Below are 17178 nucleotides of genomic sequence, written 5' to 3'. Positions count from 1 at the left end.
CGGACACTTCCGGCCATACCCCGCGCCGTCTCCGTCGTCCCGCACACGACAACATCTGCCCGGCCGTCTTTCGTTCACACCGCTACAGCGGCACGATGTCCGGTGCCCCCAGCCGTGCCGCGTCGGCCGTCAGGTCGTCGGGCTGGCGCTGCGACTCCCGCTCGGCCTCGACCCGCTTCTCGTAGTGCTCGACCTCGCGCTCGATCTGGTCCTCGTCCCAGCCCAGCACCGGCGCCATCAGCTCGGCGGCCTCGCGGGCGCTGAGGGTGCCGCGGTCGAACGTCTCGATGGAGATGCGGGTCCGCCGGGTCAGCACGTCGTCCAGATGGCGGGCGCCCTCGTACGAGGCGGCGTGGACGACCTCGGCGCGCAGGTAGTCGTCGGCCGCCCGCAGCGGCGCGCCGAGGGACGGGTCGCCGGCGATGAGGTCCAGGACCTCCCGCGCCGCGGTCCCGTACCGGTTCAGCAGGTGCTCCACGCGGACCACATGGATGCCGGTCTCGGCGGCGATGCGCGCCCGCGCGTTCCACATCGGCCGGTAGCCCTCCGCGCCGAGCAGCGGGACGTCCTCGGTGACGCACTCGGCCACGCACATGTCCAGCCCGCGCACGGCCTCGTCCACCGCGTCCTTGGCCATCACCCGGTACGTCGTGTACTTGCCGCCCGCGACCACCACGAGCCCCGGCGCCGGGTGGGCGACGGTGTGCTCGCGCGACAGCTTGCTGGTGGCGTCGGACTCGCCGGCGAGCAGCGGGCGCAGACCCGCGTACACACCCTGGACGTCGTCGCGGCCGAGGGGCACCGCGAGCACCGAGTTCACGTGCTCCAGCAGGTAGTCGATGTCGGCGCTGGAGGCGGCCGGGTGCGCCTTGTCGAGGTCCCAGTCGGTGTCGGTGGTGCCGATGATCCAGTGCCGTCCCCACGGGATCACGAACAGCACGGACTCCTCGGTGCGCAGGATCAGCCCACTGGTGGAGTTGATGCGGTCCTTCGGCACGACCAGGTGGACGCCCTTGGACGCCCGGACGTGGAACTGGCCCCGCTCGCCCACCATCGCCTGGGTGTCGTCGGTCCACACGCCGGTGGCGTTGACGACCTGCTTGGCACGGATCTCGTACTCGCCGCCGCCCTCCACGTCCCGCACCCTGGCGCCGACGACGCGCTCGCCCTCACGCAGGAAGCCGGTGACGCGGGCGCGGTTGGCGGCCTTCGCGCCGTACGACACCGCGGTGCGCACCAGGGCGGTCACGAAGCGGGCGTCGTCGACCTGGGCGTCGTAGTACTGCAGCGCGCCGACGAGCGCGTCCTTCTTCAAGCAGGGGGCGACCCGCAGGGCGTGACGGCGGGTCAGGTGGCGGTGCAGGGGCAGGCCCCGGCCCTGTCCGCGGGCCATCGACATGGCGTCGTAGAGCGCGACGCCCAATCCGGCGTACAGGCGCTCCCAGCCCCTGTGCTGGAGCGGGTACAGGAACGGCACGGGCTTGACCAGGTGCGGGGCGATCCTCTCCAGCAGCAGGCCGCGCTCCTTGAGTGCCTCACGGACGAGCGCGAAGTCGAGCATCTCCAGATAGCGCAGTCCGCCGTGTATCAGCTTGCTGGACCGGCTGGACGTGCCCGAGGCCCAGTCGCGGGCCTCGACCAGGCCCGTGTCCAGGCCACGCGTCGCGGCGTCGAGGGCCGTGCCCGCACCGACCACGCCCGCGCCCACGACCAGTACGTCCAGCTCGCGCTCGGCCATTCCCGCCAGGGACTCGGCGCGCTGCGCCGGCCCGAGTGTCGCTGTCCTCACTGCCGCCTCCCGCTGTCGGTCGCGCCGGCCGCACCCGGCGGGCGAAGCCCGTTCCCGTTGCTCTCTTCGCTGCTGTTCCCGTTCCGGTTGCCGTTCTCTTCCTCCCCATGCCCAAATTCTGACCGTCTCGCCCTACTTCAGCCACCAGGCGCCCCCAGCCTGTGGACAACCCTCCCCGGCACACCGAGAAACACGCTGGTCAATCCCACAAAACGGTCATATTTACTCCTAGTCTGACATTGCGCTCGCTCGTTCTGTCCACAGGGCTTGCGCACCTGCCCCGCCTCGGTTATTGGGAAGGACGGCCCACGCCATGCCCGCAGATCTCGCCGTCATCGGACTCGGTCCTTTCGGCCTGCCTCTGGCCCAGGCCGCCGTCGCCGCCGGCATCCCGACCCTCGGGTACCGGACGGGCGCCGAGGCCGGCTCCCTGAGCCCCGCCGAGGTGCGCCGGATGCTCTCGGGGGGCTTCCGGCACGCCAGCAACCCGGCCGAACTGGGCCGGGTGCGCACCGCGGTCATCTGCGCGCCGACCCCGCGGGGTGCCGACGGCGGGCTCGATCTGAGCCAGGTGGAGACCGCCACCCGCACCCTCGCCGGACAGCTGCGCCCGCACACCACGGTGATCCTGGAGTCACCCGTGTACCCGGGCACCACGGAGGACGTGCTGCGGCCGCTGCTGGAGAAGGGGTCGGGACTGCGCGCGGGGCGCGACTTCCATCTCGCCTACTCGCCGAGCCGCGTCGACCCGGGCAACCGCGAGTTCACCCCGGCCGGCACGCCGAAGGTGATCGGGGGCCTCACCCCCGCCTGCACCGAGTCGGCCGCCGCCTTCTACGGGCGGCTCACCGACAAGGTCGTCCGCGCGCGCGGGCCGCGCGAGGCGGAGACCGTGCAGCTCCTGGAGACCAATTACCGGCACGTCAACATCGCCCTGGTCAACGAGATGGCCGTGCTCTGCCACGACCTGGGCGTCGACCTGTGGGACGTCGTACGGTGCGCGGAGACCAAGCCGTTCGGCTTCCAGGCCTTCCGGCCCGGCCCCGGCGTGGGCGGCCACGGCCTCCCGCTGGACCTGACCGGGGCGGCGGGCCGCGGACTGCGCATGGTCGAGCTGGCCCAGCAGGTCAACAGCCGGATGCCGCGCTACGTCATCCAACGCGCCGCCGCCCTGCTGAACGAGCACGGCAAGTCCGCCCGCGGCGCGCGTGTGCTGCTGCTCGGCGTCACCTACAAGCCCGACCTGGCCGACCTCCAGGGCACGCCCGCCCAGGAGATCGCCGGCCGGCTGATGGAGCTCGGCGCCTCCGTCAGCTACCACGACCCGTACGTGCCGTCCTGGAGCGTCCTGAACCGCCCGGTCCCCCGCGCGGACTCCCTCTACGAGGCGGTGGCCGACGCCGACCTGACGATCCTGCTCCAGCACCACCGCACGTACGACCTCCAGGGCCTGTCGGTGAAGGCCCAGCTCCTGCTGGACACCCGGGGAGCCGCGCCGACGGGGGCGGCGCACCGGTTGTGAAGGGGGGCGCGTACGGCAGCGGGCTCCAGGGGCTGCCGGCACTCGGCCGCTCATCAGTCGTAGATCCAGTGGGTCGGGTACCTTGCGGCTCCGTCGGAATTCGGGCCGGGCCCCGAGGGCGGGGTCCGGACCGTGTCCCTGGAAGGGGGCGCCCCAGAAACCGGGTCGCCGGTCACGACGTTACCGACCCGGCACGGCCGCACCTCGCGCATCCGGGCCCGAAGGCAACCGTGCGCCCCCGTGCCGCGACACGCGTCCCCACCTGGGCAGGCCCCCGCATGCGAAGGGGCCCGGGCACCCACCTCTGGGAGTGTCCGGGCCCCTGGCGGGAGCGCTGTCGGGCTACCGCCGGTGCTGCGAGTCCGCGACCGTGACCTCCACCCGCTGGAACTCCTTGAGCTCGCTGTAGCCGGTGGTGGCCATGGCGCGGCGCAGGGCGCCGAAGAAGTTCATGGAGCCGTCGGGGGTGTGGGACGGGCCCGTGAGGACCTCCTCGATGGTGCCGACCGTGCCGAGGCCGACCTTCTGACCGCGCGGGAGCTCCTCGTTCACGGCCTCCATGCCCCAGTGGTGGCCCTTGCCGGGCGCGTCCGTGGCACGGGCCAGCGGGGAGCCCATCATCACCGCGTCGGCGCCGCAGGCGATCGCCTTCGGCAGGTCGCCGGACCAGCCGACACCGCCGTCGGCGATCACGTGCACGTACCGGCCGCCGGACTCGTCCATGTAGTCGCGGCGGGCGGCGGCGACGTCGGCCACGGCCGTGGCCATGGGGACCTGGATGCCCAGCACGTTGCGCGTGGTGTGGGCGGCGCCGCCGCCGAAGCCGACCAGGACGCCCGCCGCGCCGGTGCGCATCAGGTGCAGGGCCGCGGTGTACGTGGCGCAGCCGCCGACGATCACCGGGACGTCGAGCTCGTAGATGAACTGCTTCAGGTTGAGCGGCTCGTGCGAGGAGGAGACGTGCTCCGCCGACACCGTGGTGCCGCGGATGACGAAGATGTCCACGCCGGCGTCCACCACGGCCTTGGAGAACTGCGCCGTGCGCTGCGGGGAGAGCGCGGCCGCGGTGACCACCCCCGCGTCGCGCACCTCCTTGATGCGCCTGCCGATCAGCTCCTCCTTGACGGGAGCCGCGTAGATCTCCTGCAGGCGCCGGGTGGCCCGCTCGGCGGGCAGCGCGGCGATCTCGTCCAGCAGCGGCTGCGGGTCCTCGTGCCGCGTCCACAGGCCCTCGAGGTTCAGCACGCCGAGGCCGCCGAGCTCGCCGATGCGGATCGCGGTGGCCGGGGAGACGACGGAGTCCATGGGGGCGGCCAGGAAGGGCAGCTCGAAGCGGTAGGCGTCGATCTGCCAGGCGATCGAGACCTCCTTCGGGTCCCGCGTACGGCGGCTGGGGACGACGGCGATGTCGTCGAAGGCGTACGCCCGGCGGCCGCGCTTGCCGCGCCCGATCTCGATCTCAGTCACGTCTGTGGCCTTTCCCTGATGCGTTTCAGCGTCTTCCAGTATCGCCGACGGACACGACAGGGGCGGCCCCGGAGGACCCGGGGCCGCCCCTGAACGGCCTTCACGCGTCGCACGCGCGCGTACGTCAGTCCTTGTTGCTGTAGTTCGGCGCCTCGACCGTCATCTGGATGTCGTGCGGGTGGCTCTCCTTGAGGCCCGCGGAGGTGATCCGGACGAAGTGGCCCTTGGACTCCATCTCCTCGACGGTGGCGGCGCCCACGTAGCCCATCGTCTGGCGCAGTCCGCCGACGAGCTGGTGCAGCACGTTGGACAGCGGACCGCGGTAGGGCACCTGGCCCTCGATGCCCTCGGGCACGAGCTTCTCGTCGGCGGTCACATCGGCCTGGAAGTAGCGGTCCTTCGAGTACGACCTGCCCTGGCCGCGGGATTGCATGGCACCCAGCGAGCCCATGCCGCGGTACGACTTGAACTGCTTGCCGTTGATGAACATCAGCTCGCCCGGCGACTCCTCACAGCCGGCCAGCAGGCTGCCCAGCATGACCGTGTCCGCACCGGCGGCGAGCGCCTTGCCGATGTCACCGGAGTACTGCAGACCACCGTCGCCGATCAGGGGGACGCCGGCCGGGCGCGCGGCGAGGGAGGCCTCGTAGATGGCGGTGACCTGGGGGACGCCGATGCCGGCGACCACACGGGTCGTGCAGATGGAGCCGGGACCGACGCCCACCTTGATGCCGTCGACACCGGCGTCGACGAGCGCCTGGGCGCCGTCGCGGGTGGCGACGTTGCCGCCGATCACATCGATGTTCACGCTGGACTTGATCTTCGACATCCAGCTGAGGGCGTTGCTGTTGTGGCCGTGCGAGGTGTCGACCACCAGGAAGTCCACGCCGACCTCGGCGAGCGCCTGGGCGCGCTCCAGCGCCTCGGGGCTCGCGCCCACGGCGGCGCCGACGAGCAGCCGGCCCTCGGCGTCCTTGGCCGCGTTCGGGTACTTCTCCGCCTTGACGAAGTCCTTGACCGTGATCAGGCCCTTGAGGACGCCCTGGTCGTCGACGAGCGGCAGCTTCTCGATCTTGTGCTTGCGCAGCAGCTCCATGGCCTCGGGCCCGGAGATGCCGACCTTGCCGGTGACCAACGGCATCGGGGTCATGATCTCGCGCACCTGACGGCTGCGGTCGGACTCGAAGGCCATGTCGCGGTTGGTCACGATGCCGAGCAGCTTGCCGGCCGGGTCGGTGACCGGGACGCCGCTGATGCGGAACTTGGCGCACAGGGCGTCCGCCTCGGCGAGCGTGGCTTCCGGGTGCACCGTGATCGGGTCGGTGACCATGCCGGACTCGGACCGCTTCACCAGGTCGACCTGGTTGACCTGGTCCTCGACGGAGAGGTTGCGGTGCAGCACGCCGACGCCGCCCAGCCGGGCCATCGCGATCGCCATGCGGGACTCGGTCACCTTGTCCATCGCCGCCGACAGCAGCGGGATGTTGACCCGGACGTTGCGGGAGATGCGGGACGAGGTGTCGACCGCGTTGGGGAGCACCTCGGATGCGCCCGGCAGCAGCAGCACGTCGTCGTAGGTCAGCCCGAGTGTCGCGAATTTACCGGGCACTCCGTCGACGTTGGCAGTCATGACACCTTCCCCAAATGGCCCTGATCGGTGCGGATGTCCATGCTAGCGGGAAGCGCGGCAGGCTTATTCCACGGTCCGGGGAGGCCTACGGCTTCGTATGTTCGTACGGGATCGGGTGGACGCCCGTTCATCGGCCGCCCCATCGGCCGTTGCGGGCAAGGGGTTGCCGCGCGGGAAGCGGCCGGCGCTACTGCTCCGCCAGCGCCCGGAGCCTGCTCAGCGCCCGGTGCTGGGCCACGCGCACCGCTCCCGGTGACATTCCCAACATCTGACCCGTCTCCTCGGCCGTCAAGCCCACGGCGATGCGCAGCAGGAGCAGCTCGCGCTGGTTCTCGGGCAGGTTGGCCAGCAGCTTCTTGGCCCATTCCGCGTCACTGCTGAGCAGGGCGCGCTCCTCGGGGCCGAGTGAGTCGTCCGGCCGCTCGGGCATCTCGTCGGACGGGACGGCCGTGGAGCCGGGGTGCCGCATCGCCGCGCGCTGCAGGTCGGCGACCTTGTGGGAGGCGATGGCGAAGACGAACGCCTCGAAGGGGCGGCCGGTGTCCCGGTAGCGGGGCAGGGCGAGCAGGACGGCGACGCAGACCTCCTGCGCGAGGTCCTCGACGAAGTGGCGCGCGTCGCCCGGCAGCCGGGTCAGACGGCTGCGGCAGTAGCGCAGCGCGAGCGGGTGGACGCGGGCGAGCAGATCGTGCGTGGCCTGCTCGTCCCCGTCGACCGCGCGGTGGACGAGCGCACCGATCTGCCCTTGGGCAAGTGCCGCCTCGTCGTCACGCATCGGTCCATGGTGCCTTGGCCGCGCAGCGTCCGCGGCACCGCCTCCGTGGTTGTGCACCGAAGCGTTATGAGCAGGTGCGCCGGAACTCATCCCCTGCGCCCTCCTCTTCCGCTCGACCGACTTGTCCCCGAGGAACTCCACACCTCAAGGATGCGGCATCCGCGGCGAAACGAGCAGCGCGCGCACGGCGGGCCGCCTTGCCACAGGCGTTCGCCCGGTACCGGGCGTCGGCGCGGGCGGCCCTGACACCAGCGCTTTCCGGCACCACGGCGAACGGCGCTTCCTGCCCGGGCAAATCGACCTCTCCGACCTCTCGGCGACCTCCGTACGGCCTCCGTGCGTGCCGCTCGACGGACCGTGCGGTTCCCGCGCGCCGCGCCCCTCGAGGGGACTGCGGACGGAACCACCCGGCGGAACCCCCGACGACACGCCGTCACGACCGTCCGGGACCACCCCGCGACCGCCCGCGGCCCCCTCCGGCAGACCGCATCGGCCGCCGGCGACGCCGGTCACCACCGGTCCGGGCGTCTGCATCGACCGCATGCATGAACCGCACGAACCGGCCGCCGCCGGAGAGTACCCGGCGGCGCCGCAGGGGGCGGAATCCGGGGGTCCGCTTCTGTCGTACGCGCGAGTCCGGGGGCCCGCAGGCCCGGGGAGGCCTGCCCCCACCGGAGGTCGCCCGGGGACGGCAGAGGCCCCGGGCACCCGGGGACTCGGAGCCCCGGGGGCGTGCAGCCCCTGGGCGCCAAAGACCCGGAACCCGGGTGCCGTACGGGCCGACGCCCCCCACGCTCGATGCTCGATGCCGCGCGTGGGGGCGTCGCCGCGTGTGCGGCTCCCAGGTCCTCTCTTTCGGATCCTGCCGTGGGTCGCGGGCCCTGGCACCTCAGAAGGCACCCTCGCCCGGAGCCGGCCCGATCCGAAGGAAAGGCCCTAGCGGACCAGACCCCACCGGAAGCCGAGCGCCACCGCGTGCGCACGGTCCGAGGCGCCGAGTTTCTTGAACAGGCGGCGGGCGTGCGTCTTGACGGTGTCCTCGGAGAGGAACAGCTCACGGCCGATCTCCGCGTTGGACCGCCCGTGGCTCATGCCCTCCAGGACCTGGATCTCACGCGCGGTGAGCGTGGGCGCGGCCCCCATCTCGGCGGACCGCAGCCGGCGCGGGGCGAGCCTCCAGGTGGGGTCGGCCAGGGCCTGGGTCACCGTGGCCCGCAGTTCGGCGCGCGAGGCGTCCTTGTGCAGATATCCCCGGGCGCCGGCGGCGACGGCGAGCGCCACGCCGTCGAGGTCCTCGGCGACCGTGAGCATGATGATCCGCGCGCCGGGGTCCGCGGACAGCAGGCGCCGGACCGTCTCGACGCCGCCCAGGCCGGGCATGCGCACGTCCATCAGAATGAGGTCCGAGCGGTCGGCGCCCCAGCGGCGGAGAACTTCCTCGCCGTTGGCCGCCGTCGTCACGCGCTCGACGCCGGGCACGGTGGCGACCGCGCGGCGGAGCGCTTCTCGGGCAAGCGGGGAGTCGTCGCAGACGAGGACGGATGTCATGGCCGTCCTCCGCAGCTGATGCGCGTCACCTTGAGCCTCCAGGCTGGTACGAAATCGTCACCTGTGCGGTCGACCGTCTCGGACGCCCGCCCGAGCGCTTGTGTTCTCAACCGCCTCCGCACTCTCAACGACGGTCACTCGAAAGAGTTACGGGGCTGTGTGCCATCTTCGGCACTCTACGTGAGGAAGCGGACACAGTGCAGACATGCCCGCCAGGCCCTCAACTTTTCATCACAAGCAATGCCCCGTTCGGCCCTTTTTCTTCCCGTTTCACGGTGTCTGGAGCTAGATTCGCAATGAGTCATATTTTCATCTCCTTAGATCGGAGATGTACGGTCGTTGGCACCGTATCCGCCACGAACGGCTACAAGGGGTCACGTAATGGCAGATTTCTCGCGCCTTCCCGGTCCGAATGCGGACCTGTGGGACTGGCAGCTGCTGGCGGCCTGCCGCGGGGTCGACAGCTCGCTCTTCTTCCATCCGGAAGGCGAGCGCGGTGCGGCTCGGAGCGCTCGGGAGAACTCGGCCAAGGAGGTCTGCATGAGGTGCCCGGTCCGTGCGGAGTGCGCGGCGCACGCGTTGGCGGTGCGCGAGCCGTACGGGGTGTGGGGCGGCCTGACCGAGGACGAGCGCGAAGAGCTCATGGGGCGGGCACGGAACCGGCTGGTGACGTCGTCGACCGGCGGGGACTCCGCCTCGAACAATTGAAGGAACGTTTCTGCCACAGCAGGGCACGCCCACGCGTGCCCTTGTGTTTCGCGCCCGCGCGCGTCGGCCCCGCGTCCGCGGTCGCTACGTCTCCCGGTCCTGGCGGGACGCCGCACGGGCCAACTCGTCCAGCGTGGCCGCCACCGCCGGCACCTGGGCCAGGTCGGGAAGGGTGAGCGCGACGATCTCGCGCCGCACCGCCGGCTCCAGGGCCATCGTGCAGGCGCCCCGCGGCCGTACGGACTCGATCGCCAGCTGGGGCAGGACGGCGACGCCCAGCCCGGCGCCCACGAGGCCGATCACCGCCGGATAGTCGTCGGTCGCGAAGTCGATGCGGGGGGTGAAGCCGGCGCTCTCGCACGCCGCCACCAGCTGCCCGCGGCAGCGCGGACAGCCCGCGATCCACGGCTCGCCCGCCAGTTCCCCGATCGCGACGGAACCGGCGTGGGCCAGCGGGTGCCGTTCCGGCACCAGCGCCACGAGCCGATCGGTCAGCAGCGGCCGTACGACCAGGTCCTCCCACTCCTCGGCGCCCGCGGCCCCTTCGTAGCGGAAGGCGAGGGCCACGTCGCAGTCGCCCTCGCGCAGCAGCTCCACGGAGCTCGGCGGCTCGGCCTCCTCCAGGGAGACCCGGGTGCCGGGGTGCGCGGCGCGGAGCGCGGCGAGCGCGGTGGGCACGAGGGTGGAGCTGCCGCTGGGGAAGGAGACGAGCCGGACGCGCCCGGCCCGCAGGCCCGCGATGGCGGCGACCTCCTCCTCGGCGGCGGTGAGCCCGGCGAGGATCCCGTTGGCGTGCCGGACGAGCGCCTCGCCGGCCTGGGTCAGACGCATCTCACGGCCACTGCGCACGAGCAACGGGGTGCCGACGGAGGCCTCCAGCGCCTTCATCTGCTGGCTGACGGCGGGCTGGGTGCAGCCCAGTTCGCGCCCCGCCGCGGAGAAGGAGCCGGTGGCGGCCACGGCGCGCAGCACTCGGAGATGACGAGCCTCGATCACCCCTTGAGCATAAGCCAGACTTGGGTCTTCGTTCCGATAATGCGTCGACGCTTTGGCTCCTGCTCCCCTACCGTGCGGGCATGAAGCTTCTGTCAGTGAATCTGGGCCGACCGCGCGCCGTGCCGTACACCGACCAGCCGGAGGGTCTGACCGGCATCGACAAGCGGCCGGCGGACGGGGCGGTGCGGGTGGCGGCGCCCGGGCCGAAGGGCGTGGGCGCGAGCGGTCTGGCCGGGGACGCGGTGTGCGACACGCGGCACCACGGCGGCGACGACCAGGCGGTGTACGCGATGGCCCGGGAGGACCTCGACGCCTGGGAGCGCGAGCTGGGGCGGACGCTGACCGACGGCGCGTTCGGCGAGAACCTCACCACGGCGGGCCTCGACATATCGGGGGCGCTGATCGGCGAGCGCTGGCGGGTGGGCCCCACGGTGGTGCTGGAGGTCACCTGCGGGCGGATTCCCTGCCGGACGTTCCAGGGTCATCTGGCGGAGAAGGGCTGGGTGAAGCGGTTCACGCTCAGGGGCGCGCCGGGGGCGTATCTGCGGGTGATCGAGGCCGGTGAGATCCGCGCGGGCGACGCGATCGAGGTGGTGCACCGGCCGGACCACGACGTGACCGTGGCCCTGGAGTTCCGGGCCGCCACGACCGATCGCACCCTGCTGCCCCGGCTGCTCGCGGCGGGCAGGGCGCTGCACCCGGAGTCGCTCGCGGCGGCACGGAGGTACGCGGCGGCCCACGGCGGCTGAGCGGACGTCAGCGCGCGGTCGTTCCTGGTGACCGCCGGAAGGCCACCGGCTGTACGTCGGAAGAGGGCCGGAGAGGGCCGGGGAAGGACGCCGGAGGGACGCTGAGAAGGTGCCGGAAGGGTGCCGGAAGGAAGCCGTCCGCACCGCATCCGACCGGCACCGATCGGGAGGACCTGTGCAGAGATCGGAACCGGGCGGTCCGGGCCACTAATCTTTCGCCATGACAACGGCTCTGATTACGGGATCGACCGCGGGCATCGGTGCCGCGTTCGCGCGGCGGCTGGCGGCCGACGGGCACAACCTCGTGCTGGTGGCGCGGGACACCGAGCGGCTCACGGAGCAGGCGACCGAGCTGCACGACCGGCACGGCATCGAGGCGGAGGTGCTGACCGCCGACCTGGCGACGGACGCGGGCATCGAGGCGGTCGCCGCGCGCCTGGGCGACCGCAAGCACCCCGTCGACCTGCTGGTCAACAACGCGGGCTTCGGCAACAAGGGGCGCTACCTGGACGTCTCGATGGACGACGAGCTGCGGATGCTCAAGGTGCACGTCGAGGCGGTGCTGCGGCTGACGTCGGCGGCGACGGAGGCGATGCGGGAGCGGGGCCGCGGCGGGGTCGTCAACGTGGCCTCCGTGGCGGCCTTCGTGCCCCGGGGCACCTACGGCGCGTCCAAGGCGTGGGTCGTGCAGTTCACGCAGGGCGCGGCGCGGGACCTGGCCGGCAGCGGCGTACGGCTGATGGCGCTGTGCCCCGGGTTCGTCCGCACCGAGTTCCACGAGCGGGCCGGGATGGGCACGGACAACATCCCGAACTGGATGTGGCTGGACGCGGACAAACTGGTCGCGGCGGCGCTGGCGGACCTCGCCCGCGGCCGGACCCTGTCGATCCCGGACCCCCGCTACAAGGCGCTCATGGGCCTGGTGAAGGTGACGCCCCGCTCGCTGCTCGGCGGGATCTCCTCGAAGACGGGCCGCAAGTACGGGCCCCAGTGACGCCCCCGCCACCGGTTCCGGCCGCGGCGCCGGTACGGAGGTCAGGGCGCCGCTGCGGTGGAAAAATGGGCCCTGACGTACCGGACCCAGGGGGGCCGGAGGTGCCGTGATGACCTTCGTACAGCTCATCGAGTGCAGGACGAGCCGGTTCGACGAGATGAACCGGCTGATGGACGCCTGGGTCGAGCAGACCCGGGGGAAGCGGACGGCGACGCACGACCTGGTCGGCAGGGACCGCTCCGACGGATCACACATCGTGGAGATCGTGGAGTTCCCCTCGTACGAGGAGGCGATGCGGAACTCGGAACTGCCCGAGACCGGCCGCATCTTCCAGGACCTGGTCGCCCTCTGCGACGAGGAACCGACCTTCACGGACCTGGACGTCGTACGGGACGAGCCGTTGTGCGCGACGACGGCGCGGCGCCTGTTCGAGACCCTCGCCGCCCCCGGTGAACTGCCGCCGCTCAACGACCTGCTGGACGAGGACTGCCACAGCCACGACCCGGTCAACCCGCAGGACACCATCGGGCTGGACGCCGTCCGGCGCGAGTACCGGATGTGGCGGGACGCCTTCGACTTCACCTTCGCCATCGAGGACCTGATCGCCCAGGGCGACCGGGTCTGCGCCCGCTGGACCTGGAACGCCACGCACAAGGGCGAGTTCCTGGGGATCGCCTCCACCGGCAAGCAAGTCACCATGACCGGGATGACGCTGTTCAGGTTCACGGCCGACGGGAAGATCGCCGAGACCTGGTGGCAGCACGACCAGCTGGGGCTGATGGGCCAACTGGGGGCGCTGGAGGCGCTGGAGATCTAGGCACCGCCCGAGGGACCGGCCCCCTGCTCGGCAAGGCAGGGGACCTGTTGTGCCGCACGGGCCCGTCGAGCAGCAGTTGTTCCAGCTGCCCCCGCAGCACCTCCGGGCCGCCCAGTGGCCTCCGCAGTACGTGCTCCTCGATGACGAGGCTCAGCAGCGGCTCGGGCCGGCGCGAGAACGGTTTCCGGCGCTCCGTCCGCGTGGCCGCCCCCTGCTCGATCGTCTCCTCCTCCCGGTCGACCGCGTCCACCTGTTCCGGTCTCGGGATTCGCCGTCCCTGCTCCACCGCCGCGATCTGCGCCTCGCCGTACCCGACGCGCTCGCCCAACTGCGCCTGGGTGAGCCCGGCGGTCTCGCGGAACAGCTCCACCTGGCGGCCGAAGCAGCGCAGGAACTCCCCGTTGGAGTCCGCCTCCACACCCGCGCCCGGATCCGCGCCCGACTCCGTCCCCGCCTCGCCTCCTGGGTTCCCGCTGTGATCGCAGAGTAGGAACCGGGAGCGTCAACCAAGCTCAGGACAGGACAGGTTGAGTCCTACGAGTGAAGCTCAAGGACGAAGGCTTCGTCCGCTCCGGCAGCGCGGCTGCACGTCGGACGGCGCTCCGGGGGACGCCTCGGCGAAGGTCAATTCTGTTGAATTTCAGAACCACCCGCAAAGAGACTCAGATCTTCCTCAACTCCCTTCTTCCCTGAGTGATCTTGCTTGTAGCGTTCTGCGTGACCGGAAGGCGAGGCTCCTGACCAGAGTCCGCTTATCCAAACCAGACGAATCGGGGATCTTTTCAACATGAAGCGCGTGATATCGAGCACGCTGTCCGTCACCCTTCTCGGCGGCGCCCTCATGATGGGTGCGGGGACCGCGTCGGCCGCTCCGCAGTCGCAGCGCGTCGCCAAGGTTTCGACGCCGGTGGTCGGGGTCGACCCGAGGGAAGACGTGCGGTCGATGTGCACCGTCTACCACGACAAGTACGCGTGCGCCTCGCTCCTGCACAACAACAAGATGACCAAGGCGGTCCAGAACTGCCTGGTCAAGGCCGGTATCGGCGGGGCTGCCGCGTTCGTCGTCGGCAGGTACATCAGCAAGGACCTGGCCAAGGACATCGCCTCCAAGGTCGTCGTCGCAGGGGCCTCGGCCTGTCTGTCGTCCTTCACGTAAGAAATCGGGAGCGCACCACATGACGGCCAAGATCCTTGTCACGCTCGTCTGGATTGCCGTACTCATCGGAGTGAACAAGCTGCTCACCGGGACCGATTGGGCTCAATACGTGGCTACGTTCATTCTGGCCGGCGCCTACGCACTGCTGATCGACAAAGTGAACAAGCGCACAGTCCGGGACAGTCAGAATTAGGGCATTGTTTTTCAAACGGTCTTGGCCGCAGCAGAAGTAATACGAGTGGCCCGCCGCTTCACAAGAGGCGGCGGTGCCGCGGCCGCCGAGCAACCGGTCCTCTCCCTCCGCTTCACCGCGTCCCCGCGCGGCGCCCGGTTGGCCCGCAGACTCGCCTCACAGCGGATGGACGCCTGCGGGTGGCCCTACGGCCCGCCGGTCCACGACGCCGTGGAACGGGTCGTCGCCGAGCTGGCCGCGAACGCCGTCACCCCCGGCCTCGTGCCCGGCCGGGACGCCGAGCTGAGGCTCGGCGCGGAGCCAGGGCACGTGCGCGTCGAGGTGAGCGACGCCCGCGGGGAGCGCTGCCGACGCCGTGGGGCACCGAAGGCGAGAAGAGGGGCGGCCGGGGACTTCTCCTCGTCGGATCGCTCGCCAAGGAGTAGGGCACGGCCCCACGGCCGGGCGCACACGGCAAGACGGTCTGGGCCGTCGTGGGTGCCTACTGAGGCGCGGTTCATGGCGCGGGGGCGGCCGAGGCGTGCTTCGACTGACGTCGTGGGACGCGCCGAGGCCCGGCCCCCCAGCAGGGGGGACCGGGCCTCGGTGGGCTCGGCGCCGTACCTCGGTACGGCTCGCCGGACTGCGTCAGTGGGCGTGGCCGTGGCCGTGGCCCGCGGCGGCCGGCTCTTCCTCTTCCTTCTTCTCGACGACCAGGGTCTCGGTCGTGAGGAGGAGGGAGGCGATGGAGGCGGCGTTCTCCAGGGCGGAGCGGGTGACCTTGACCGGGTCGATGACGCCGGCCTTGACCAGGTCGCCGTACTCGCCGGTGGCGGCGTTGTAGCCGTGGCCCTTCTGCAGCTCGGCGACCTTGGAGACGATGACGTAGCCCTCCAGGCCCGCGTTCTCCGCGATCCAGCGCAGCGGCTCGACGGCCGCGCGGCGGACGACGGCGACACCGGTGGCCTCGTCGCCGGTCTTGCCGAGGTTGCCCTCGAGGACCTTGACGGCGTGGACCAGGGCGGAGCCACCACCGGAGACGATGCCCTCCTCGACCGCGGCGCGGGTCGCGGAGATGGCGTCCTCCAGACGGTGCTTCTTCTCCTTCAGCTCCACCTCGGTGGCGGCGCCGACCTTGATCACGCACACGCCGCCGGCCAGCTTCGCGAGGCGCTCCTGGAGCTTCTCGCGGTCCCAGTCGGAGTCGGTGGACTCGATCTCGGCCTTGATCTGCGCGATGCGGGCCTCGACGTCCTCCTTCTTGCCGGCGCCGTCGACGATCGTGGTGTCGTCCTTGGTGACGGTGACGCGGCGGGCGGAGCCGAGGACGTCCAGACCGGCCTGGTCGAGCTTGAGGCCGACCTCCTCGGAGATGACGGTGGCACCGGTGAGGACGGCCATGTCCTGCAGCATCGCCTTGCGGCGGTCGCCGAAGCCCGGAGCCTTGACGGCCACGGCGTTGAACGTGCCGCGGATCTTGTTGACGACCAGGGTCGACAGGGCCTCGCCGTCGACGTCCTCGGCGATGATCAGCAGCGGCTTCGAGGCGTTCGCCTGGATGATCTTCTCGAGGAGCGGGAGCATGTCCGCGATCGCGGAGATCTTGCCCTGGTGGATCAGGATGTACGGGTCGTCGAGGACGGCCTCCATACGCTCCTGGTCGGTCACGAAGTACGGCGAGAGGTAGCCCTTGTCGAAGGCCATGCCCTCGGTGAAGTCCAGCTCCAGACCGAAGGTGTTGGACTCCTCGACGGTGATGACGCCGTCCTTGCCGACCTTGTCCATGGCCTCGGCGATGAGCTCGCCGACCTGCTGGTCCTGCGCGGACAGCGCGGCGACCGCGGCGATGTCGGACTTCTCGTCGATCGGGCGGGCGGTGGCCAGCAGGTCGTCGGAGACGGCCTTGACCGCGGCGTCGATGCCCTTCTTCAGGGCGGCCGGGGAGGCACCGGCGGCGACGTTCTTCAGGCCCTCGCGCACCAGCGCCTGGGCGAGCACGGTGGCGGTGGTGGTGCCGTCACCCGCGATGTCGTTGGTCTTGGTCGCCACCTCCTTCACCAGCTGGGCGCCGAGGTTCTCGTACGGGTCCTCGACCTCGACCTCGCGGGCGATGGTGACGCCGTCGTTGGTGATGGTGGGCGCGCCGAACTTCTTGTCGATGACGACGTTGCGGCCCTTGGGGCCGATCGTCACCTTGACCGTGTCGGCAAGCTTGTTGACGCCGCGCTCGAGGGCGCGACGGGCGTCCTCGTCGAACTTCAGGATCTTCGCCATGGCAGCGGGAGCCCTCTCGGAAATCTGGGTGAAAAAGACACTGCGCCCCGGGCGCCCGGCTTCTTATCGGTCGCGGGGGCCAGGGGCGCAGCTCACAGCAGGAATGCTGAGGTGATTACTTCTCGATGATCGCGAGCACGTCGCGGGCCGAGAGGACGAGGTACTCCTCGCCGTTGTACTTCACCTCGGTGCCGCCGTACTTGCTGTAGAGAACGACGTCGCCGACGCTGACGTCGAGCGGAAGGCGGTTGCCGTCCTCGAAGCGGCCCGGGCCCACGGCCAGGACGACGCCCTCCTGGGGCTTCTCCTTGGCGGTGTCCGGAATGACCAGGCCCGAGGCCGTGGTCTGCTCGGCGTCCAGCGGCTGGACCACGATGCGGTCCTCGAGCGGCTTGATGGCAACCTTGGAGCTGGCGGTCGTCACGATCCGACCTCCCCCTTCGGAGATCTCACGGGGTTAACTGTCTGAGGTGGCGACCAGGTCGATCCGTCGTCGCGGGTGCCGGACCTGCCCGTCGCTGTGTTGGCACTCTCCAGGGGGGAGTGCCAGACCTGAGACTATGACCGTCGTTAGCACTCGG

General features: G+C 71.0%; 16 protein-coding genes. 7 read left to right on the top strand and 9 right to left on the bottom strand.

The window, feature by feature from the left end:
- Window positions 1-82: 82 nt before the first annotated feature.
- Entirely contained in the window at window positions 83-1789 is a 1707-nt protein-coding gene (locus ACF1A5_RS01515; protein WP_392190768.1) for a glycerol-3-phosphate dehydrogenase/oxidase, read from the bottom strand.
- 313 nt (window positions 1790-2102) lie between these two features.
- On the opposite strand from ACF1A5_RS01515, the gene ACF1A5_RS01510 reads away from it, so the two are divergent.
- Window positions 2103-3311 (top strand): nucleotide sugar dehydrogenase, encoded by a 1209-nt coding sequence (locus ACF1A5_RS01510; protein WP_392190767.1) that lies wholly within the window; start codon window positions 2103-2105, stop codon window positions 3309-3311.
- A gap of 342 nt (window positions 3312-3653) precedes the next feature.
- On the opposite strand, the gene ACF1A5_RS01505 is transcribed toward ACF1A5_RS01510, so the two are convergent.
- From ACF1A5_RS01505 to ACF1A5_RS01490, 4 genes are all read right to left on the bottom strand, one after another.
- Entirely contained in the window at window positions 3654-4778 is a 1125-nt protein-coding gene (locus ACF1A5_RS01505) for a GuaB3 family IMP dehydrogenase-related protein (protein ID WP_392190766.1), read from the bottom strand.
- Window positions 4779-4902: 124 nt separating this feature from the next.
- Window positions 4903-6408 (bottom strand): IMP dehydrogenase, encoded by a 1506-nt coding sequence (gene guaB / locus ACF1A5_RS01500; RefSeq protein ID WP_392190765.1) that lies wholly within the window; start codon window positions 6406-6408, stop codon window positions 4903-4905.
- 187 nt (window positions 6409-6595) lie between these two features.
- On the bottom strand, window positions 6596-7183 hold the full coding sequence (locus ACF1A5_RS01495) for a sigma-70 family RNA polymerase sigma factor (RefSeq protein ID WP_356182230.1): 588 nt from the start codon (window positions 7181-7183) through the stop codon (window positions 6596-6598).
- Between the two features lie 936 nt (window positions 7184-8119).
- Window positions 8120-8731: a response regulator transcription factor gene (locus tag ACF1A5_RS01490; RefSeq protein ID WP_003948568.1), complete on the bottom strand. Its 612-nt coding sequence runs from the start codon at window positions 8729-8731 to the stop codon at window positions 8120-8122.
- Between the two features lie 381 nt (window positions 8732-9112).
- Between ACF1A5_RS01490 and ACF1A5_RS01485 the strand changes: the two genes are divergently transcribed.
- Window positions 9113-9439: a WhiB family transcriptional regulator gene (locus ACF1A5_RS01485; RefSeq protein WP_392190764.1), complete on the top strand. Its 327-nt coding sequence runs from the start codon at window positions 9113-9115 to the stop codon at window positions 9437-9439.
- Window positions 9440-9523: 84 nt separating this feature from the next.
- On the opposite strand, the gene ACF1A5_RS01480 is transcribed toward ACF1A5_RS01485, so the two are convergent.
- Window positions 9524-10435: a LysR family transcriptional regulator gene (locus ACF1A5_RS01480; protein WP_392190763.1), complete on the bottom strand. Its 912-nt coding sequence runs from the start codon at window positions 10433-10435 to the stop codon at window positions 9524-9526.
- Between the two features lie 80 nt (window positions 10436-10515).
- Between ACF1A5_RS01480 and ACF1A5_RS01475 the strand changes: the two genes are divergently transcribed.
- From ACF1A5_RS01475 to ACF1A5_RS01465, 3 genes are all read left to right on the top strand, one after another.
- The gene (locus ACF1A5_RS01475; RefSeq protein ID WP_392190762.1) at window positions 10516-11184 is read left to right on the top strand and encodes an MOSC domain-containing protein; all 669 of its coding nucleotides are present in this window, start codon (window positions 10516-10518) and stop codon (window positions 11182-11184) included.
- A 220-nt stretch (window positions 11185-11404) separates the two neighbouring features.
- Window positions 11405-12178: an SDR family NAD(P)-dependent oxidoreductase gene (locus tag ACF1A5_RS01470; protein ID WP_392190761.1), complete on the top strand. Its 774-nt coding sequence runs from the start codon at window positions 11405-11407 to the stop codon at window positions 12176-12178.
- Window positions 12179-12287: 109 nt separating this feature from the next.
- The gene (locus ACF1A5_RS01465; RefSeq protein WP_392190760.1) at window positions 12288-12995 is read left to right on the top strand and encodes an ester cyclase; all 708 of its coding nucleotides are present in this window, start codon (window positions 12288-12290) and stop codon (window positions 12993-12995) included.
- Here the strand turns inward: ACF1A5_RS01465 and ACF1A5_RS01460 are convergent.
- On the bottom strand, window positions 12901-13365 hold the full coding sequence (locus tag ACF1A5_RS01460) for a Scr1 family TA system antitoxin-like transcriptional regulator (protein ID WP_392191189.1): 465 nt from the start codon (window positions 13363-13365) through the stop codon (window positions 12901-12903). The genes ACF1A5_RS01465 and ACF1A5_RS01460 overlap by 95 nt on opposite strands.
- Window positions 13366-13782: 417 nt before the next feature.
- On the opposite strand from ACF1A5_RS01460, the gene ACF1A5_RS01455 reads away from it, so the two are divergent.
- Window positions 13783-14151 (top strand): hypothetical protein, encoded by a 369-nt coding sequence (locus ACF1A5_RS01455; RefSeq protein WP_392190759.1) that lies wholly within the window; start codon window positions 13783-13785, stop codon window positions 14149-14151.
- A 19-nt stretch (window positions 14152-14170) separates the two neighbouring features.
- Window positions 14171-14344: a hypothetical protein gene (locus tag ACF1A5_RS01450; RefSeq protein WP_392190758.1), complete on the top strand. Its 174-nt coding sequence runs from the start codon at window positions 14171-14173 to the stop codon at window positions 14342-14344.
- A gap of 627 nt (window positions 14345-14971) precedes the next feature.
- Here ACF1A5_RS01450 and groL read toward each other — a convergent pair.
- Both groL and groES read right to left on the bottom strand, forming a co-directional pair.
- Window positions 14972-16597: a chaperonin GroEL gene (gene groL, locus ACF1A5_RS01445; protein ID WP_392190757.1), complete on the bottom strand. Its 1626-nt coding sequence runs from the start codon at window positions 16595-16597 to the stop codon at window positions 14972-14974.
- Between the two features lie 115 nt (window positions 16598-16712).
- Complete coding sequence (gene groES / locus ACF1A5_RS01440) at window positions 16713-17021, bottom strand: co-chaperone GroES (protein WP_014178834.1); 309 nt, start codon at window positions 17019-17021, stop codon at window positions 16713-16715.
- Window positions 17022-17178: the final 157 nt, after the last annotated feature.

This window comes from Streptomyces sp. NPDC014864, assembly GCF_043081525.1.
In the GTDB taxonomy this organism is placed as follows: Bacteria; Actinomycetota; Actinomycetes; order Streptomycetales; family Streptomycetaceae; genus Streptomyces.
Note: the sequence above shows the minus strand (reverse complement) of the source record. Positions and strands in the feature narration are given on the sequence as shown.